The 20,208-nt window shown below is 44.2% G+C and carries 15 protein-coding genes; 5 read left to right on the forward strand and 10 right to left on the reverse strand.

Translation table 11 applies throughout. From position 1 onward, the window contains the following. Positions 1–137: 137 nt before the first annotated feature. Both C8D97_RS12585 and C8D97_RS12590 read right to left on the reverse strand, forming a co-directional pair. Positions 138–2,111, reverse strand: a complete 1,974-nt coding sequence (locus C8D97_RS12585) for a PKD domain-containing protein (RefSeq protein ID WP_109764144.1) — start codon at positions 2,109–2,111, stop codon at positions 138–140. 689 nt (positions 2,112–2,800) lie between these two features. Then, positions 2,801–3,031, reverse strand: a complete 231-nt coding sequence (locus C8D97_RS12590) for a hypothetical protein (RefSeq protein ID WP_245411446.1) — start codon at positions 3,029–3,031, stop codon at positions 2,801–2,803. Positions 3,032–3,440: 409 nt separating this feature from the next. On the opposite strand from C8D97_RS12590, the gene C8D97_RS12595 reads away from it, so the two are divergent. From C8D97_RS12595 to C8D97_RS12610, 4 genes are all read left to right on the forward strand, one after another. Beyond that, positions 3,441–3,953 (forward strand): Dps family protein, encoded by a 513-nt coding sequence (locus C8D97_RS12595; RefSeq protein ID WP_109764146.1) that lies wholly within the window; start codon positions 3,441–3,443, stop codon positions 3,951–3,953. A 269-nt stretch (positions 3,954–4,222) separates the two neighbouring features. Continuing rightward, positions 4,223–5,596, forward strand: a complete 1,374-nt coding sequence (locus tag C8D97_RS12600) for a sigma-54-dependent transcriptional regulator (protein ID WP_109764147.1) — start codon at positions 4,223–4,225, stop codon at positions 5,594–5,596. A 353-nt stretch (positions 5,597–5,949) separates the two neighbouring features. After that, complete coding sequence (locus C8D97_RS12605) at positions 5,950–6,243, forward strand: hypothetical protein (protein WP_109764148.1); 294 nt, start codon at positions 5,950–5,952, stop codon at positions 6,241–6,243. Between the two features lie 59 nt (positions 6,244–6,302). Next, positions 6,303–7,157 (forward strand): universal stress protein, encoded by an 855-nt coding sequence (locus C8D97_RS12610; protein WP_109764149.1) that lies wholly within the window; start codon positions 6,303–6,305, stop codon positions 7,155–7,157. Between the two features lie 50 nt (positions 7,158–7,207). On the opposite strand, the gene C8D97_RS12615 is transcribed toward C8D97_RS12610, so the two are convergent. From C8D97_RS12615 to C8D97_RS12635, 5 genes are all read right to left on the reverse strand, one after another. Next, positions 7,208–10,426, reverse strand: a complete 3,219-nt coding sequence (locus tag C8D97_RS12615; RefSeq protein ID WP_210204939.1) for a S8 family serine peptidase — start codon at positions 10,424–10,426, stop codon at positions 7,208–7,210. A 243-nt stretch (positions 10,427–10,669) separates the two neighbouring features. After that, entirely contained in the window at positions 10,670–11,497 is an 828-nt protein-coding gene (locus C8D97_RS12620; RefSeq protein WP_170115247.1) for an MOSC domain-containing protein, read from the reverse strand. A gap of 159 nt (positions 11,498–11,656) precedes the next feature. After that, the gene (gene pnp / locus C8D97_RS12625) at positions 11,657–13,771 is read right to left on the reverse strand and encodes a polyribonucleotide nucleotidyltransferase (protein ID WP_109764152.1); all 2,115 of its coding nucleotides are present in this window, start codon (positions 13,769–13,771) and stop codon (positions 11,657–11,659) included. 260 nt (positions 13,772–14,031) lie between these two features. Further along, positions 14,032–14,301 carry a 30S ribosomal protein S15 gene (rpsO, locus tag C8D97_RS12630; RefSeq protein WP_109764153.1) on the reverse strand — a complete coding sequence of 90 codons (270 nt, stop codon included), beginning with the start codon at positions 14,299–14,301 and terminating at the stop codon, positions 14,032–14,034. A 115-nt stretch (positions 14,302–14,416) separates the two neighbouring features. After that, a complete protein-coding gene (locus C8D97_RS12635) occupies positions 14,417–15,346 on the reverse strand; it encodes a class I SAM-dependent methyltransferase (RefSeq protein ID WP_109764154.1) in 930 nt (309 codons plus the stop codon). Between the two features lie 272 nt (positions 15,347–15,618). Between C8D97_RS12635 and C8D97_RS12640 the strand changes: the two genes are divergently transcribed. Beyond that, positions 15,619–16,092: a winged helix-turn-helix domain-containing protein gene (locus tag C8D97_RS12640; RefSeq protein ID WP_109764155.1), complete on the forward strand. Its 474-nt coding sequence runs from the start codon at positions 15,619–15,621 to the stop codon at positions 16,090–16,092. Here the strand turns inward: C8D97_RS12640 and truB are convergent. The 3 genes from truB to infB are packed head-to-tail and all read right to left on the reverse strand — an operon-like array spanning position 16,089 to position 20,191. Then, positions 16,089–17,015: a tRNA pseudouridine(55) synthase TruB gene (truB, locus tag C8D97_RS12645; RefSeq protein ID WP_109764156.1), complete on the reverse strand. Its 927-nt coding sequence runs from the start codon at positions 17,013–17,015 to the stop codon at positions 16,089–16,091. The two genes, C8D97_RS12640 and truB, sit on opposite strands and share 4 nt — an antisense overlap. A gap of 41 nt (positions 17,016–17,056) precedes the next feature. Further along, positions 17,057–17,452 carry a 30S ribosome-binding factor RbfA gene (gene rbfA, locus C8D97_RS12650; protein ID WP_109764157.1) on the reverse strand — a complete coding sequence of 132 codons (396 nt, stop codon included), beginning with the start codon at positions 17,450–17,452 and terminating at the stop codon, positions 17,057–17,059. 27 nt (positions 17,453–17,479) lie between these two features. Continuing rightward, entirely contained in the window at positions 17,480–20,191 is a 2,712-nt protein-coding gene (gene infB / locus C8D97_RS12655; protein WP_109764158.1) for a translation initiation factor IF-2, read from the reverse strand. Positions 20,192–20,208 lie beyond the last annotated feature (17 nt).

A 20,208-nucleotide genomic window follows, 5' to 3' on the forward strand; every position in this document is an offset into this window, starting at 1 on the left:
TGGCTAATAAACGTTCTTGTTAACTGTGTTTTGTTTAATAATCCTGTTGCGCACCACACAGTGTGTACGCGATTTCAGGTGCAAAAACATCGACCGATATAAACCGGCCGATTGCTTTTGCATTCGCTTTGTTTGCTCTAAAATTTTTGATCCAGAAACGCACGATGCGGTGCCGAAAATTCATTACCGCGATGAGCGTCCCAGTTGATTGACCAGGTCATCAATCCGCGAAACATGGGATAGGCTTGCGCAGGCTGATAGTTTTGACATTGCAACTGCTCCATTAAACAGTTCAGCGACTGATGTACTTTGTCTGGGGAGGTGTAACCGCTACTGGCTGACGACGTGCCGGAAGGTAAACCAACGGCTACCTGATCCGGTCGCAGTGGTGGAAAATAATTATCGGGTTCACCACCAGCATTAAATCCTGTCAGTAGCATATCGGACATGGCCACATGAAAGTCCACCGTTCCGGGGCTGTAAATATTACCGTCGGTGGCGGTAAGCGAGCCGGTGTTGTAATGCTGAACATGCAACAGGGTAAGATCATCTCTGAGTGCATGAATTAACGGCAAGTAGGCGCCCCAAATACCCGAGAAATTACTTAAACCACCTTGAACATAGGCGGTTTCTGGTGCCATGGTGAGAATAAAGCCAGAGCCAAAACGAGACTTTAAACGCTTCGTTGCTGCAATAAGATTGACGATTGCCGGTGTTTTCGGGTTATTGATGGTATCGCCAGCCGTCATGTTTAACGAGCCGCCTTCCAAATCAATATCCATTCCGTCAAAACCATAGCGTTCGATGATATCGCCCATGGTTCGAACAAAATTTTCTCGTGCAGTCTCACTGTTCAGTTGAATATGCGCGTTAGCACCACCCAACGAAATCAATACTTTTTTGCCCAGTGATTGTTGATAACGAACACCCTGGATAAACGCTTCATCGGTTTCGGCAAAAGGAACAAAGGCAACCTCGCCTTCTGCGCCACCGGGTTTATTTTCAGCAAAGGAAACGTTTATAAAATCCCATGCGGTATCCACATCGGCCATATTAATAACGCCAGAACCGTTATCGAAGTTATGCCAGTAGCCCACCAGCAAATGTTCCGGTAATGGCGAGTCGCTATCCTTTTCAGAAATGGTAACCCGGGTCGTTTCACTGGCCATAGCCCCCTGATCGTCGGTGAGCGTTAATTGCGCGGTGTAAACACCCGACGCCAGATAAACATGGGAAGGATTTGCATTATTACTTTCGGCTCCATCGCCAAAGCGCCACAGATATTCAACAATATTGCCATCGGCATCAACCGATCCCCGGCTACTAAACAACACGGCCTGATCGACTCGCCCTGTATACGGACCATTTATGCTTACCTGCGGTAACTGATTTTCGCCGCCATTATCATTACATGGCCCCTGATCCTGCCAGGCATCTTGCCAATGAGCGCCAACACCGGGCTCATAGGCCCAGGCCGCATCGGAGGAACACCAGCCTGCAATATTGCACTGAAAACGACGTCCAACATTACTGACCTCATCGCCAACCTGATAGCTGGCTCCCGCCACATATTGCGGCGCTACACAGTTACCGCCACCGCCTTCGGTAGTAATAGCTACCTGAGTTTCAGTCATTGTCGTTGCGCCGTCATCGTCCGTTACTGTTAACGATACGGTGTATTGGCCGGCTTGCGCATATTGGTAGACAGGATTGGCTTGTGTACTGGATTGCCCGTTGCCAAAGTCCCACTGAAAACGGCTGATAGTGCCATCCGGATCAGACGATCCGTCACTGGAAAATGTTATATCTTGCGCCACCAGGGCAGAATAAGGCCCATTGGCTTCGGCTACTGGCTTCTGATTTCCACCGTCGCCACCATCACAACTACCAAGACGCTGCCACACCTGCCATTGCCCTGAGTTATCACCCGGGTTTTGATTTTGCGTCCACCAGTTAGCTTGATACGCCTGTTGATCGGTTTTAACCCGATCACCCTGGGTATAAACCTGATTACTTTGCCAAACATCTATCGGGGAGCAATCAACCGCTAACAAGGGTGTTGCAAACAAAAGACTGCCAATTAGCAGCCAGAAAGAATTACGAGTGTTCATAAACCTGCCCTACTGTGATCGAAACCAACATTTGTACCGGGCAATACACCGTAACGTGAGGAGTAAAAATATCGCCTCATCGGACTAGCAGCTTTTCATCATTTGCCGATGACTGGTTGGTTGGTCATTGAATAAGCTACCCAACAACGAAGCCATCCTTTGCCAAAGGTAGAATTGGCGAACTGCGTCATTTAAAACCATAACAGCAACAAAATGACATCGCTGTCATATGATTTCACTTTTGTGACAGCGATGTCAATTAACAATAGATTAAATGGTTATATCTAGAGCGTGTTTATCTTTCATTATTTGAGATGCAGGTGGTTATTTTATGGCACAACAAGGCTGAGGGAGTGATGAATAGTTATTCTCGACTTTGTCTCCTGAGTCGTTCTACCACCTACGTCCTGTAGTCGTATTTGAATGACCGATAACGCATTTGTGTCATAAAATCACCCCTGCCCGAAGGGTTGAGGCTAAAATTAAACCACTCTTTGTTGAGAATTTCTTATTTAGAATAACTAAACCTCAAAATTCACGCCTCGATTGGCTTAATTTTAACTCTCAACATCTCAAAGAATGAAAGATAAACACGCTCTATTTCAAAACAATGAATAGGTTAACGGTTTAATTGTTTAAGCAGCAATTTGAGATTTGGCAATCCTTACGAAAAAATAAACAAACGACATTTAACCGCCGCAGGGTTGTAAAGAAAATATCAATAAGCCAAACCAGATATTACTGATCAATATCAACAAGGTTATGGATTGTCGTGCGATCATTGGTAGTTGATGACTCATCACCATAAACCCAATTACCAACCATTGCGCAATCAACCAGAAGCCAGAAAAATAAAGCATCCATTGATAACAAGTAGCTTCAGGAGTGGTGAAGTAAACAGTCCAAAAAGCAAACACCATACCGGTTACCAATACCGCAAGAATGCTGTTTGAAAGTAAGTTTCGCCACCTGGGATATTCGGTGCTTAAAAGTTTTATTTTAAGATTATTTAAGTGATTAATAACTGCTACTCCTTAAAATGATCAGATGTGTCGGCTTTTTCAATTCAAAAAAATTAAACCAAAGATTAGAGCGTGTTTATCATTCGAATTATAAATCACCGCAGCCTTGTGGATTTGCTGTTACCAGCGGGTGATATGCCCCTTTTACTTATTTCGTCTAATCCGACTCGTCTCTACAGCCCTTACACCATGGTTTTTAATAGGTTGGCATGTAAGCTGCACTATTCAGACCTAGAGACAAAATACAATTATATTTTACACACTAACAACTCTTAGTCAGTTATTTTTATAAAACATAGGAGACAATATGAGTAAGACAAAAACAGCCGTTCTAAAATCAGTATCTCAAGAATCAAAAATGGATATCGGCGTTAAACGAGGCGATCGAAAAATGCTGGCCATGCGTTTGTCAGAAGCTCTGGCGGATTCCTATATGCTGTATTTAAAAACCCAGAATGTTCACTGGAATGTCATGGGTCCGATGTTTTTCAGCATCCACGAACTGACTGAAAAGCAGTACCTCGATATGGCAGACGCCATTGATGATATCGCCGAACGTATTCGCGCCATTGGATTTACATCACCCGGTACATTTACCGAGTTTATGAACTACTCCGCTCTGGAAGAAGATAAAAAAGAAATGAGCGCCGAACAAATGATTGCCTCTTTGGTGGAGGGCAACGAAATGTGCGCTAGACGTATTCGAGAGGCGGTAGCCGAAGCGGAAAATTGCGATGATGTTATGACCGCCGGTTTACTCACCGATCGTATTGGTCAACATGAACAAAATGCCTGGATGCTGCGCGCGACAATTTCCTGATTGCTACTGTCGTAAATTAATTCAGTAGTTCTTTTTAATCCAGTAGCTCTTTTTAATCCAGTAATTCTTTTAGTCCAGTAGTACTTTGGCGGTTTCCCCAACCGCCTTTTTTTTGCCTGAAAATTAAATTCACCTTTGAGGCAAACATAAATTTAACTCGAGATTTTCTGCTTAACCAAACACACTAGAGCGTTCTTTAAATACTCGCTACTTTGCAAACAACCGCTATTCGGTCATAATGTCTAAAATATTGATAATGCAGGATATTTATGGCCCACCGACTGTTGATAATTGAAGATGATGCCGAATCGAACGATCATCTTGTGCAGCACTTTCGTCAACGGCAATGGCAGGTTGAAACCGCTTTAGGTGTTAACGATGCAAAGTCGATACTGCTCGAAGATGAATTTAACCCTCACGTCATTATTGCTGATCTGGGTTTACCCGATGGCAACATTCTCGATCATCTCGAAGAACTGCAAGAACAGGTAGGCCTGACCGAATGGGTATTTCTTTATGAACCCGGCAGTAGCAGCGATGACTCCCGAATTGACGATTTAACCTTCGACTTTCTACACAAGCCTTACGATATAAAACGCCTCGATACCATCACCCGGCGCGCACTGCGAACGGTATTAACCGAACGGCTGGCGCAAAGCTACTCCAGCCAGCATAAACAAAAATATCATGTGGACAGTTTTTATGGCTCAAGTCAGCAGGCCAAATCGCTAAAAACCATGCTCAATAAACTGGTGGATATTCCCATCAGTGCCATGATCATCACCGGAGAAACCGGTACAGGTAAAGGCCTGGTCGCTCGAATTATTCATCACTCCGGATTGCGCAGCGATGGGCCAATAGTTGAGCTTAATTGTGCGGCATTACCCAAAGATTTGCTTGAGTCGCAACTGTTTGGTCATGAGTCTGGCGCATTTACTGGTGCGGCGAAAAAGTTTCGCGGTCTATTTGAACAGGCCGATGGTGGCACACTGTTTCTCGATGAAATTGGCGATATGGATATTGAGTTGCAATCTAAATTACTCAAAGCCATTGAAGATCAAACCATTCGCCGCCTTGGCAGTGAAAAAGAAATCCATGTTGATGTACAGGTGATTGCCGCAACCGGTGTTAATTTGAATGAAGCCATTGCCCAGGGTCAGTTTCGTGATGACCTGTATCACCGGATCAGCGTATTTAAAGTCCACTTACCGTCACTGCGTGAGCGCAAAGATGACTTAATGGAGCTGGTGCCACGTATTATTGGCGAGTTTAATACCAAGGCCAATAAACGTGTTAACCACATCTCCGATGCCTCATGGGAAAAACTCTTAAGCTATGACTGGCCCGGCAATGTGCGAGAACTGCGCAATGTGTTGGAGCGATGTGTACTGTTATCCAACAATGAACACTTACCCGATGAATGGTTACAACTGAGTTCTAGCGGCTCCTACAATGCACAGCAAGCGCCCAGTGCAGACCATATCTCTATCCCTATTGACGGCACCATGGGGCTGGAAGATGTTGAGCTGGCCATGCTCACCAAAGCACTGCTACTTGAAGATAATAATGTCACCGCTGCCGCCAAGCGGCTAAAAATTACTCGCGAGACCATGCGTTACCGAATGAAAAAGTTTGAGCTTTGAAACAATAACCGCAGCAACGAAGCAAAATTTACTGTTTGATTAATTGTCTGATCAATTCGCTGTTGGATCAACTTGCTCTCTAATTAATAGAGCCATATCCCCCTGCGGGCTGGCTCATATCCCCCGCATAAAAAACTTCAAAATCCTGCCAAGCGTTTAAACCGCCTGTAAATGCCTATCTTTTTTAATTTTATGATTGGCATATAACATGCAACATCTTACACAGAAAATTAAACGAATTTTAATTCGCTCACTGATTTACAGCTTTAAAGGAGCTCACTATCCGTATAACCAATCCGTTACCAAACAATAAAATATTTGATCAGGCTCATTATCTGGAACATAAAAAGGCCATGGTTGAACTGGATGATGCGCTCAAAGAAACTGCAAGTACACTGCGTGTGTTAAGCAAAAGTAAAACACGGTCATTGAACAACAATAATACTCGACAATTGGTTCTGATTAACCGGTTATTAAAGGAAACACAGGCAAATCACCGTTCGTTACTTAAGCTACGCGGTGATATGCAGCAAATGTTTGATGATCACTTTTACACCATCAGAGAATATTTGCTCGAGCTAATTACAGAGGCCTTTGGTGTGCTGCCTAATCGAGTGGTAAAACAACCCAAATTAATTGAACATTAATTCTCTGGAATGAAGAAAGAACCGATCAATGAAACACGGCAATCAATAGAGGTAAGCTTATGAGTATTAGACGCGTACTGGTTCATCTTGATGACAGCAATACCTGTGATGATCGTTTGAAAACATCTCTTTTGATCGCCAATAGTTTTCATGCGGATATACATGGTGTTTATGTAGAGCCTCAAATTCCTGCTTCTTTAGCCAGTGAAACCAACTGCATGAATGAATTTTCGGAGCCGGTCACTCATGAATTAACGCCACACATTGAGCGGGTAAAACAGCAAAAGAAAAGCATAGAAGACAAACTTGAATCGATTCGCCAGTCGTCTTTGCAATCGATACATTGGCAATCTAAACGGGGTAATACAAGACGTGTATTGTCCGAGCTGGGTTTGTTTAATGACTTAATCATAATGACCAATGAAATAGATGGTGATCCGCTATTACAAGTAAAACCTCCGGCCACCGACATAGCCGTGCATACAAGCTGCCCTGTTTTGGTGATCCCAAACAACAAACCTTTAAAAGCATCATCCAATAATGTTCTTCTTACCTGGAATGGCAGTGTTGAATCCTCAAGTGCCATACATCAATCACTTCCTTTTTTAACCATGGCAAATAACATCACGTTATTTTGTGCTCGTGGCGAACATGTTTCCATTACTGATTACGAAGCCTCGAAAAAAAGCATGCTGCAATATTTGCACGCGCATGGGCTTTCAATTGACATGATTGATCAAGATAAGTCAGACAAAGACATCAGTGAATTATTAGAGCAACAAATAACGAATCATCATTACGACTTATTAGTCACTGGCGCCTACGACCACTCCAACATAAGAGAACTCTTGTTCAGCAGCACCACCAAAGAGTTGCTCGATAATGAAAAAATCCCATTATTATTGGCGCACTAATAAAAAAGCCGTTCAATTAATTGAACGGCTTTTTTGGTTTTAGCGTTTAATTAACGACGTTTTATATAAAGCGCTAATAACCCCAATAGCATTAACAGTGGAATACTGCCACCACCGCCACCACCGGAATCTGCAGGGGCTGTAACAGTAACGGAACGATTGACAGTATCACTAATACTCTGGCTGTCTGTTACTGTCAGCTGCACGGCATAGCTACCGGCAGTGCTATAGGTATGAGTTGGAGACTGAGACGTTGAGCTATTGCCATCACCAAAATCCCAGGCGTAACTCAAAGCTCCCTGCCCGCCACTGGTTGCGTCGATAAAAGTAACCGTTAGATCATTTGTTGTAAAACTAAAGTCTGCTTCTGGCGCATTAGCTTCAGTAGGTCTGCTAATAACAAACGAATGCCTTCCCAGAAAATCCGGATCCGATGCATTACCTAAAGCAGCAACCCCCAACCATTTACCCCCCGATTGAGTCAGCCCAGACCAGGCCATATCAATGTTAAAACTGGTTGTTCCATCCAAAGTGGTTGGCGCACTTAATGTAATATTTGTACTCTCAGTATTGCCAACAGCACCATAGCTTAAGTCGACACTATCGTTTGAAGAACCACTCGCACTCCAGTTTTGCACCAGAATCCAGTAAGTACCCGCAGCAGGAAAATCGATCACAATCGCTTCATCCGCATCCGGAGAAGTACTGCTTTCAAGCTCTTCGAACTCATCGGGTTGACCATTGGCATTTTGATCAAGACCCACATAAAGATCCATATCAGTCGCACTGGAATTATCCGTTTTAGCCACTAGAAGCTGAGTCCCTGCAGCAACCGTTACGGTACGAAAAGCAACACCATCCGATAAGTCATCATAAACATCGGTATTATCGGAATCTTCCGCTAAACTCAGTGTTTCGACTGTTGCCTGATTAGAGAAAACGGTGGTGGTAGCATTTGATTCAGCAATACTGATGACATCTGCAAATTGATGCGCACCAGATGTATCGCTACTGACCAAATCAATATGACCCGCAAAAGAACTGTTAATATTTTTTGCAACAACGGGCAGTCTGGTTGACGTAAAGCCACCACCTGTTGGAACTAAAATTACCGCGCCCATTAACCATTCATTTTGAGCTGCCCCATTGACCGTCAAATCAACATCCAGAGTAATGGAGTCATCGGCATTTAAAGAAAAACTACTCTGCGATACAGAAATGGTGCCGTTTGCTGGCTGAGTAATATCAACATTCCACGTTGTCGCACCAACTGCAGTAAGCGTTCGAGACCATGCACAGTCCGACAAACAGTTACTGTCTGCCATGGAAGGCAGGTTTAATTCCTTTGGCTCCAGAGTCGGACTCGAAGAAGCCGGATCAGCGTTTCTGAAATTAGTGCCTGTTTCACTGATTAGCAAACCGGCATTCAATGCTGAGGGAATATCGATCCGGCCACCGCCAATATCAAAAGCATCCGCGGTTGTTGTACCATCTTCTTTCGTCAGTGCAATAGAACCTGAAGTCGATAGTGCGGAATGAATTTGCGCTGGCGTCCAACTAGGCTGCAACTGTATTAATAACGCAGCGGCACCAGCTGCGTGAGGACTGGCCATGGAGGTTCCGCTTTTAAAGCCATAATCTACTGGCAATATATCGGCAGCCAGAATGGAGACACCCGGTGCTGCCAGTGATGGCGCAAGAATCGATGAAGGATTAACATTGGGTCCTCTTGAACTGAATCCACCAACAATATCACCCGCAGAAGGATCAACCCCCACAGAACCATTGGTGCCGGTAATTGTAGCCATATGACCACTACCACCATCGGTTACCCAGTTACGCACATTAGTACCATCCGACGCACCGATATGTATGCCGGGGATAACATAAATATCATCGACTATACTGCTCGCACCGCCCGGTAAATTAGCCAAAATAAAGCCACCGGCACCGCCGTCAGCAACGTTTTTCGCTTTTGCTACCCGAGCAATTTCACCGCGATCACACAGCACAATTTGGCCACTGAATGTATTTGCAGGAAAAGGAGAAAGACACTGCTCAGGGTTGGTATCACCATTATCAAAATCACCGGCATATACGATGGGAGCGGTAATGCTTCCGGTAAGGCTTCGACCGACAATGTCGGACGGTGGTGTGGTGCTACCACCGGTCATTGAGGTTAAATTTTTATCAGGGAAAGCACCTCGATCGTGTGTGGTTGCAGCAACACTGGTTAACCAGGGTGCATTGGCAGGCGATCCCACTGTTTCTGCCGCTGGTCCTGAATTACCTGCAGAGGTCATAACCACAATTCCTGCTTCTCTGGCCGATAAATAAGCCATAGCAGTGGAATCATTCCAGGGAGAACCCACCGAGTCGGAACCAAAGGAATAGTTGATAACATCAACGCCATCTAAAATGGCTTGTTCAATTGCTGAAGAAGATGCGCCACCACTAGAAGTCCCTTCTGCATCGGCTATTTTATAGGCGATAACATTCGCTCTTGGCGCCACGCCAGATAACTCAAAACTATTGCCATTACCTAAATCAAAATCCAGCGTATTTCCAATAGCTGTCGCACCAACATGTGTACCATGGCCGCCTTCATCACCAGGCTCTGAGTTACCATCAACAAAGTTGTAACTGCCTATCAACTTGTTATTACACAAACTGGGCTGTGTAACACAGTCTCCAAGAAAAACGTTGTTTCCCAATGGATTGATATGGGTGTAACCGTCAGAAGGAGAGACTTCCGCAAATGAAGGATGATCGTGACGGATACCTGTGTCAATGATACCAACAACTACACCTTCGCCTCTGGCCTGAGTGCTATTAAATATCCCGTTCCAGACATCTGGCGCCTTAATCATTGTTGGCCCACGGTCGGTGTGAGCCTTATAGATTTTTGTCGGCTGTACCGATTTAACCCCCTGCAATTGCAGCAGTGTTTGCGCTTGCTTGGCAGTAAGCTCAACCGTAAAACCGTTTAGAGCCGCTGAAAAGCGGCGCTTTGGTGTAAGTGTGGTATTTAACGCCTTACTCGCGGCGACCAAAAGCTCATCCTGCTTAACTTTAAGGAAATTGGTGTAGGCTCTCGATTTTGCCGATTTAACGTCAAGCTTGCGTTTACCGGTTACCGCGATACTTGTGGCTTTATAATGACCAATCCCACCTTTGTATTGAGCCAGAGGAGGCTGAGTCAATTGAACCATGTAAGTGCTTGTATTACCGTATTTTTTTGTGTTTTTTGCAACAGCAGATCCGTTCACTACCACCATTGTCAGAAAAATAATTATATTAAGAACAGTTGTTACCCGCATTACCGCCAACCTTGTTTAAAAAACAAACACTGTTATCAAATTTAGCAGATAAACTACCATTTAGCCTGTATAAAATTCACACAAACGACATAATTAAAGCATTCTCAGATAATAACAGTACAGATAATGGCATCATTGAGATCTACCCAAGTACCGTTAGAAAGCTCACTTACAAACAGCACTTGTATAGTTCTAAGTAAAGTAAAATTGCTCGCCTCTTTTTAGGGGGTGGTTATTCTTTATCACCACGGTCGCATTCTCTGCAAACGCCGCAGCATTGTTATTATTCGGCATGGGGTTAAGTTTGATTAACGTTTTTAATGGTTCTTGCAATGGGTGTTTGGTACCCAGTTTCTGATCAACGGTGGTGACAATGCAGCGCTCGCAGGGATACCGTAAGTCAAATCTTATGCTTTCATTCACTAATGACTTAATTCTGTGTTCTTCAAACGGCTCCAAACCTTCAATCACCATATTCGGCCGAAAACGATTCATTGGAACCGGCATTTCAAGATGACGATTAAGCTCATCCAATGAAGCCTGGTTAGCGATTAAAAATGGAAACCCATCTGCAAATTGTGTTTCGACAAAATGATCGCCAACACCAAATTTTTCCGATTGATCAACCTGTCTGGTAAAACCTTCAGCCATCCTAACCAGGCGCACCGGCCAAGGGGTTTTTAGCTGCTCGGTAAGCCAACGTCCAACATCATCACACTCTTGCAAAACTTGGCACTTATTTTTCCAGACAGTAGCTTCGCATTTTGGGAGCGGCTTGGTTGGTACTAGCGGAACCTCTATTGATTGGCCGCTTTGTTGATTGGCAATAACGAGGTAATCGTTATTAATGTGAGTGCTCAACAGCGCCATCTGTGGAAACTGCCGCTGAGTGATAAACATTCCTTTTGGGTTCACGATCATCCAGTGACGATCGTGCAAAAGTCCCTTCTCGGTAACCACTGATTCATCAAGCTCAATACCTTTCAGCGACTTAACCGGATAAATAAATAACTGATTCAACCTAATAACTTTGTCCATAAGAATTTTTTAACGTGTTTTTGTTTAATTAATTTCAGTGTTTAAAGTTTGCAGTTTAAATTAAACCTGTAAATTATGGGTAAAAAAAAGCCGCTTACTTTTCAGTAAACGGCTTTATCAACATTGAATAAATCCTGAAGATTATTCGTTGCCAGCGTTATCATCTTTAGCTGGCGGATCAAGCAGCTCTTTCATGCTTAAACGCACGCGTCCCTGACGATCCACTTCCAGTACTTTAACTTTTACAACATCACCAACGCTTAAATGATCGGTTACTTTATTCACACGCTCGTGAGCGATTTGTGAAATATGCACCAGACCGTCTTTGCCAGGTTTAATGTTAACGAACGCACCAAAGTCTGCTAAACGGGCCACTTTACCTTCGTAAATTGCGCCTGCTTCGATATCTTCAACAATATCTTTAACACGCTGTTCCGCGGCATCACCCGCCGATTTATCAACCGCTGCAATTCGCACGGTACCGTCATCATCAATTTCAATGGTAGCGCCCGTTTCTTCAGTAATGGATCGAATGGTTGAACCACCTTTACCAATCACTTCGGAAATTTTCTCTGGGTCAATTTTTAATGATGTAATACGCGGCGCGTAAGAAGAAATATCGCTACGGTGTGTATGAATCGCTTCATTCATGGTTTTAAGTATGTGCAAACGACCGGCTTTTGCCTGGTGTAGCGCCACTTCCATAATTTCTTTGGTGATGCCTTCAATTTTAATGTCCATCTGCAAAGCGGTAATACCGGCGTCGCTTCCAGCCACTTTAAAGTCCATATCACCCAGGTGATCTTCGTCGCCCAAAATGTCTGAAAGGACTACGTACTTCTCACCTTCTTTTACCAGACCCATTGCAATACCGGCAACCGGTGCTTTAAGAGGCACACCAGCATCCATAAGCGCCAAACTGGTGCCACACACAGATGCCATTGAGCTTGAACCGTTTGACTCTGTGATTTCTGATACCACTCGTAACGTGTAAGGGAATTCAGATTGATCCGGAATCATCGCCTGAATACCACGCTTCGCTAACTTACCATGACCAATTTCTCGACGCTTAGGGCTACCGACAAAACCTGTCTCACCGACACAGTAAGGAGGGAAATTGTAGTGAAGCATAAAGGTGTCTTTAGAATCACCAAGCAAGTTATCAACGATTTGTGCATCACGCTCGGTGCCTAATGTGGCTGCAACCAATGCTTGAGTTTCCCCACGAGTAAATAACGCAGAACCGTGTACCCGTGGCAGAACGCCTGTTTTTACATATAAGGCACGGATCATATCGTTATCACGTCCATCAATACGAGGAGAGCCGTTAACGATGCGACTGCGAACAACGGATTTTTCAATGCCGTGGAAAACATCACGAACTTCGTCAGCAGAAGGCTCACCTTCTTCACTGGCAATAGCTTCAACCGCTTTATCACAAATTTCGTTCAGCTTATCTTTACGCGCCATTTTATCAGCTATCTGATAAGCTTCTGTTACTTCCGCTTCAACCATGCTGGCCACGCGAGTTGTTAACTCGGTGTTTTCAGCTTCAGGCTTCCAGTCCCACGCAGGTGTCGCAACTTCATCAGCAAACTCTTGAATCGCCTTAATCGCCACTTGCATTTCTGCATGGCCAAACATGACAGCACCCAACATTACAGACTCAGACAGCTGGTCAGCTTCTGATTCAACCATCAATACTGCGTCTTTAGTTCCGGCAACAACCAGATCAAGAGCACTGTCATCCATTTCACTTAGAGCAGGATTAAGTACGTATTCACCGCTTTTATAACCAACACGGGCCGCACCAATTGGTCCGCTAAATGGAATACCGGAAGTCGCTAATGCTGCTGATGTACCAATCATGGTAACAATATCAGGCTCTACGTCAGGGTTGATAGACACAACCGTTGCGATAACCTGAACTTCATTCATAAAACCTTCGGGGAACAAAGGACGGATTGGTCGATCGATCAAACGAGCAATCAATGTTTCACGTTCAGATGGACGCCCTTCACGCTTGAAAAATCCGCCAGGAATTTTACCTGCCGCGTAGGTTTTTTCTTGATAATTAACCGTTAATGGGAAAAAGCCCTGACCTTCTTTGGCCTCTTTTTTACCGACAACCGATACCAATACGGTTGTTCCATCAACATCAACCATAACCGCAGATGATGCTTGGCGTGCGATTTCACCAGTTTCCATAGTGACGGTACGGCCACCAAATTCAAAACTTCGTTTAATTGGATTCACTTATTAAAGTCCTTAATTGCTTATGCAATTGTTTTCGTTGTAGTTAAATTAGACTTCACAAGCAAAGAATGGTGTTTTTAGACTAACCAGAAAGTGACTGACTTTTTATTGAAACCCGAACGACGGGTAATTGTTGATAAAAAAATCAGTCACTTTCTGGCTAAAAACGAACCTTGCTCTAAATGCCAGTGTAGTCTATTGAAAAGTGCGATTATTCAGTAGCAAAAAGGGGCTTAATAAGCCCCTTTAAACTCAAACTTTTATCGGCGTAAGCCCAGTTTGCTGATTAGGTCACTGTAACGACCCTGGTCTTTCTTCTTCAAGTAGTCCAGCAACTTACGACGCTGGCTTACCATTCTTAATAATCCACGACGCGAATGATGGTCGTGTTTATTGGCTTTAAAATGGCCTTGAAGATGATTGATTTGAGCGGTTAAAAGCGCTACTTGAACCTCAGGTGATCCAGTATCGTTTTCACCACGACCGTGTTCAGCAACAATGCTCGCTTTCGCTTCTGCACTTAATGACATATATTTCTCCGTTAGTGACTTTTCAAAAAATAGCTCAGAACCAATCACTAATTCAGTTCAAAGCTACAACATCGGACGCGATTCTACCTGAGCTCAAGCCTCAGAGCAATAACAGTCATACCTTTCTGTAAATAAAGTAATTACCAGCGGTATGACTATTATTATAAATCAAGTTGCCTTTCTCTATTAATTCAACGCCATTGTTCTCGATTTTCTTATACCAAACTGGATTATCCTTCATCATTTTATGCACATTTACTAAGTCAAGCATTCTAGCCTTGCCATTTTGAAGCGCTTGAAAAAAATCAAATAATCTGTGCTTATTCTGCATAAACACAGTAGGTTCAGCAGAAATAACAAATTTACAGGACTCTAATAACAGCTTAAGCATCGGTGATGCTTTTGTAAGTAAACTTCTATCTAGTTCATCGAAGGTTTGCTTCATTAAAGGCTGGAGTTCTTTTTGACTTGCATCATTTCGAACTAACTTTCTAATTCGACTAAAAAAAGATATAGGTTCAAGTAGCTTATAATCGTTTGTTGTAACTTCAAGAATACGTGCGTCGCTAGTATGTGAAACAATTGCAACTGTACCTTTACTTTTCAATAACTTAGATAACTTCACTCCGACAACACCTAAGTTACAATACTCAATACCGTACTGACTGCATATCAAGTCAAATGAATCATCATCAAAGCTAAGCTCTTCAATTCTTGTCGATGGCTTAAATTGGATCTGATTTAAATACGGCTCTAACTGAGGGTAACGTGCCTTAATTGCTGCAATATCGATTGAAGCGGCATCAACCGCAATAATAGAAAAGTTCTTTTGATGGATATCGGAAAACTCCGCCGCTAACAATGCGATAGCGCCATTACCGGTGCAAACATCCAATATGACCGCGCTTTCAGGCAGTTGTTTAAATTGCTCGAACCAGAAGTGTTTAATTTCTCGATCGTAATTATCACGAAAACCAACCGGCAGCGACGTGATGTTGCCTTGCGACCAGTAGCCGCTCCAATGTTCAATATTCTGGGAAACCATGTATCAATCACTCTAAAATTTTTTCTATATTTTACACACTTTTGTCGTATTCAACAGGTTTGCGCGCCCTGAGATAAACAGGTATGAACTAACTTAAAAAACACACTCCAATTCCTACCCAAATTTGCAATAACAATCCAGCGCAACTTTCCAACGCAGCTTTGAATCCAGATACACATTTGACACAATTTATTACAGCCCGACACGCATTAATCAGATTATAACTGCTTAAATAATAATCATGGTCGTAACAACAAATGGAACCTACAATAATGAATCAGCCAGATAGTCATGCAAAGCAGCGGTCATCTCAATTATCGTCGTCAGGCAACAACAGTAATCTTCCCTCAATAATATCGCTCGGTAACCTTACACTAAATCTTCAAAACCAGACTCTAATCATCAATGAAACCTCACATCACTTACGCCTTAAACTGTTTCACCTATTGATCGTTCTGATGGAATATCAGGGAAAACCTGTGACACGAGAAGAGTTGATCAATCGTGTCTGGAAGGGAAATTATTACATTGGCGAAAAAGGCTTAACCCATGCCATTTGTATGTTGCGAACCATACTCAAGCAACCGGGTGCATCGGGTGTTTCCATTGAAACCGTTTTAAATACGGGCTATCAGTTGAAAGTTAAACCTTTGATGCAACAAGAAAAAACTCAAAATGAAGCGAATGAAACACCGCACTATAATGTTGATACAAACTCACCAAGTTGGTGGCCACAAAAACCTTAACGCGTTAAATTAGCAATCAGTCGTTTTGGTGCTAACAGGAACTCATCGTTAAGCGCCGCCACACCTAAAAAGCGATGGGCTTCATCGTAAACTTTGATAACCGGGCTGTTTTCATCTTTTGCATCAGGAGAATTTACTGGCTGCCCTTGTAGAAAAAAGTTTGCAGACTCGTCATCCAGAGTCACATGAGGATACCCCATCAACGATTCATCACTGCTCAACAATAAATCATCCATATCGGTAAAAGCATCGTTATTTCTCAGAGCCTCGAGCTCAGCCATGGTAATCATATCTTGTGCTTTAAAGTGAGCAACCCACTCACGTCGCAAGGCTGTTACATGGGCACCGCAACCTAACTGGTCACCAATGTCTTCCACCAGATTGCGTATGTAGGTCCCTTTACTGCACTCAACATACATTGAGAACGAATCGGCTGTAAACTCGGTCAGTTCTATGCGGTAAATATGGATGGCTCTTGCTTTCCTTTCTACCTCAATTCCTTGACGAGCCAGTTTGTAAAGCGGTTGGCCATTGTGTTTTAGTGCAGAAAACATCGATGGAATTTGCATCGATTCGCCAGCAAATGACTGGATTACTTTAAGTAATTCTGGTTCTGTCGCCGAAACTTCCCGAACATCTCTTACGTCGCCTTCGGCATCAGCAGTTGTCGTGGTGACACCTAATTTAGCGGTGACTTTATAGGCTTTATCTGAGTTCAGTAGATAATGGGAAAACTTGGTGGCTTCACCAAAACAAATAGGCAACATACCGCTTGCTAAAGGATCAAGACTGCCAGTATGACCGGCTTTTTGAGCGTTATACATTCGTCTAACCTGTTGCAGAACGAAATTAGACGAGCCTCCGGTGGGTTTATCCAACAGAAGTATGCCATCCAATGGGCGACCTTTTCTTCGACGAGCCATATATTAAGGTAATCTTGTAAGTTATAGATGATGAATAAGGATTATTCGTTTTCGTCAGTTCCGTTGTTATTCACATCGGTATCTTTCGAACGAGCCTTATCAATCAAAGAGGACATGACCTGCCCCCGGACAATTGAGGTGTCGTGTTTAAAGTGTAATTGCGGCATTACACGCATACGCACCTTACTCGCCAGAGTAGTGCGTATAAATCCTTCCGCTTTTTCCAGAACACGCAAGGCTTCGGTAATTTCCTCAGGTTCATCTTTACCCAAAAAGGAAACAAACACCTTGGCGTGTTGGAGATCGCGGGTGATCTCTACGGCCAGCACCGTTGGCATACCAACGCGAGGATCTTTGATCTCGCGTTGTAGTATGAGTGCCAGTTCGCGCTGCAGTTGTTCTGCAACGCGATCAGTACGACTGAACTCTCGATTCATGGTTCGTTTTCCTCAAGTAACAGTCGATTAAATGGTACGTGCAACTTCAATCACTTCGAAACACTCGATTTGATCGCCAGACTTAACATCATTGTAGTTTTTCACACCAATACCACATTCCATGCCGTTTCTGACTTCTTGCACATCGTCTTTGAATCGACGTAATGACTCAAGTTCACCTTCGTATATCACAACATTGTCGCGCAATACACGGATAGGATTGTTTCGTTTTACGGAACCTTCAGTCACCATACAGCCGGCAATGGCGCCAAACTTGGGTGAGCGGAACACGTCACGAACTTCCGCAAGACCGATAATTTCTTGACGACGTTCTGGTGATAACATACCGGACATAGCCGCTTTGATTTCATCAATAACGTCATAAATAACACTGTAGTAGCGTAAATCCACCGCTTCGTTTTCGGCAACTTTTCTGGCAGCGGCATCAGCACGTACATTAAAGCCGACAATAAAAGCATCTGAAGCTGCCGCTAATGACACATCGGTTTCAGCAATACCGCCAACGCCTGTGGCAATCACATTGACCGACACTTCATCAGTGGATAAATCGGTTAACGATTTAACAATGGCTTCCGCCGAACCTTGAACATCCGCTTTAACAATAACACTGAGTACTTTCTTTTCCGACTCGGTCATATTGGCAAACATGTTTTCCAGCTTGGCTTTTTGCTGCTTGGCCAACTTGTCATCACGCTGCTTGCTTTCACGAGATGACGCAACATCTCGTGCCTTACGTTCATTTTCAACCGCCAGCATTTCATCGCCCGCAGAAGGTACACCAGACAGACCCAATACCTCGACCGGAGTCGATGGACCGGCTTCTTGAACCTGTTGTCCCTGATCATCAATTAATGCCCGAATTCGACCATAATGATGACCGGCCAACATAATATCGCCTTTACGTAAGGTACCGGACTGAACCAATACCGACGCAACCGCACCGCGGCCTTTATCGAGTCTTGCTTCAATCACAAGACCTTTGGCATGCCCTTCTCGTGGCGCTTTAAATTCAAGCAGTTCTGCTTGAAGTGAAATAGCATCAAGCAGCTCATCCACACCTTCACCAGACTTAGCAGAAAGATGAATAAACTGAGTGTCACCACCCCAGTCTTCTGGCAGTACATCCTGTTGTGATAATTCATTTTTCACACGATCTGGATCCGCTTCAGGCTTATCCATTTTATTAACCGCAACAATCATTGGCACACCGGCCGCTTTTGAATGCTGGATGGCTTCGATAGTCTGAGGCATAACGCCATCGTCTGCAGCAACAACAAGGATAACGATGTCCGTTGCATTGGCACCACGAGCACGCATAGAAGTAAACGCTGCGTGACCTGGCGTATCTAGGAAGGTGATTCCGCCACGAGCGGTTTCAACATGGTAGGCACCTATGTGCTGGGTAATACCACCGGCTTCGCCATCGGCAACTTTAGCGGTTCGAATATAATCCAGCAGCGATGTTTTACCGTGATCAACGTGACCCATAATTGTCACAACCGGAGCACGCGGTGACAACTCACCGGAATCCTGACTTTCATCAGCCTGACTCATTAACTCGGCTTCAGCGGAAACATCTTGTTTTGCGACTGCTGTATGACCCATCTCTTCAACCAGCAACATAGCGGTATCCTGATCAATCATTTGATTGATGGTTGCCATGGTGCCCATTTTCATTAAGTTTTTGATCAGTTCGGCCGCTTTGATCGACATTAACTGAGCCAGATCGCCGATGGTGATTTCTTCAGGAACTTCTACGTTGATAACTTTTTTATCCTGTGGTTTTGAGAAGCCGTGCTGCAGTGCTTTAGGGGCTTTCATTGGTTTTGCAGAGCGCGGCGCCAAGTCTACTTTTTCAGACTTTCTGCGCGACGATGAATAACGACTGATGATGTCATCATTATCCGACTCACTGCCACCACGCTTCTTCTTTTTGCGCTTTTTCTTCGATGGCGTAGCGTCTGCTCGAGCATCCGCTGGCGGTGCTGCAGGACGTAATCGCTTAGGCCCTGAACTCTTATCTTCTTTCGCTGCATTTTCTGCTTCAAGCTTGGCTTTGGCTGCTTCTTCTGCCTGCCGCTTAACCTGCTCGGTAATGCGCGCTTCAACTTCTGCCTGTGTCATGGCTTCGGCTTCGGCTTTCATTTTATCGGCCATAACCGCGCGTTCAGCAGCCGCTTTTTCGGCTTCTTGCTGCGCTTTAATATCCGCTGCTGATGGCTCGGCTTTCGCAGTTTCTTGCTGCTCGGTAGCAGCGTCTTCAGCTTTAGCAGGAGCCGTATCTTTTGTGCTTTCGGTTTTGGCAGACTCTGACTCACCTGAACTGACTGCTTCTGCTTTAGTGTCAACCGGAGCTTCGGTAACCTGCTCTTCCGGTTTTGTTTCAAGCACTTCTGGTTCTGCCGTTTCAGCCCCACCTTTTTTCACATAGGTGCGCTTTTTTCGAACTTCAACGGTTACGGTTTTCGCCTTACCGGTGGATCCTGTAACCTTGAGCGAGCTTCTTTTTGAACGCTTTAGAGTGATGCGCCGTGGCTCACCACCTTCTTTCTCACCGTGACTTTGTTTGAGGTACGCGAGCAATGTTTGTTTCTGCTCATCGGACACAACATCGTCGGCTCCGGTCATGCTGAGTCCGGCACTTTTCATCTGTTCCAGTAGCTTTTCTACTGGAGTGCCAACGGTTTCAGCGAGTTTTGCGACTGTTACTTCTGACATTCGTTACGGCCCCCAGA

It is taken from the genome of Pleionea mediterranea (assembly GCF_003148745.1).
GTDB lineage: Bacteria > Pseudomonadota > Gammaproteobacteria > Enterobacterales > Kangiellaceae > Pleionea > Pleionea mediterranea.

Excerpts from the sequence above, each read along its gene's own strand:
- C8D97_RS12590 (WP_245411446.1), bottom strand. The coding sequence starts at position 3,031 with ATGGTGTTTGCTTTTTGGACTGTTTACTTCACCACTCCTGAAGCTACT.
- rbfA (WP_109764157.1), bottom strand. The coding sequence starts at position 17,452 with ATGAATCGAGAGTTCAGTCGTACTGATCGCGTTGCAGAACAACTGCAG.
- C8D97_RS12605 (WP_109764148.1), top strand. The coding sequence starts at position 5,950 with ATGGTTGAACTGGATGATGCGCTCAAAGAAACTGCAAGTACACTGCGT.
- C8D97_RS12640 (WP_109764155.1), top strand. The coding sequence starts at position 15,619 with ATGAATCAGCCAGATAGTCATGCAAAGCAGCGGTCATCTCAATTATCG.
- C8D97_RS12595 (WP_109764146.1), top strand. The coding sequence starts at position 3,441 with ATGAGTAAGACAAAAACAGCCGTTCTAAAATCAGTATCTCAAGAATCA.
- C8D97_RS12635 (WP_109764154.1), bottom strand. The coding sequence starts at position 15,346 with ATGGTTTCCCAGAATATTGAACATTGGAGCGGCTACTGGTCGCAAGGC.
- infB (WP_109764158.1), bottom strand. The coding sequence starts at position 20,191 with ATGTCAGAAGTAACAGTCGCAAAACTCGCTGAAACCGTTGGCACTCCA.
- C8D97_RS12610 (WP_109764149.1), top strand. The coding sequence starts at position 6,303 with ATGAGTATTAGACGCGTACTGGTTCATCTTGATGACAGCAATACCTGT.
- C8D97_RS12585 (WP_109764144.1), bottom strand. The coding sequence starts at position 2,111 with ATGAACACTCGTAATTCTTTCTGGCTGCTAATTGGCAGTCTTTTGTTT.
- truB (WP_109764156.1), bottom strand. The coding sequence starts at position 17,015 with ATGGCTCGTCGAAGAAAAGGTCGCCCATTGGATGGCATACTTCTGTTG.
- rpsO (WP_109764153.1), bottom strand. The coding sequence starts at position 14,301 with ATGTCATTAAGTGCAGAAGCGAAAGCGAGCATTGTTGCTGAACACGGT.
- C8D97_RS12600 (WP_109764147.1), top strand. The coding sequence starts at position 4,223 with ATGGCCCACCGACTGTTGATAATTGAAGATGATGCCGAATCGAACGAT.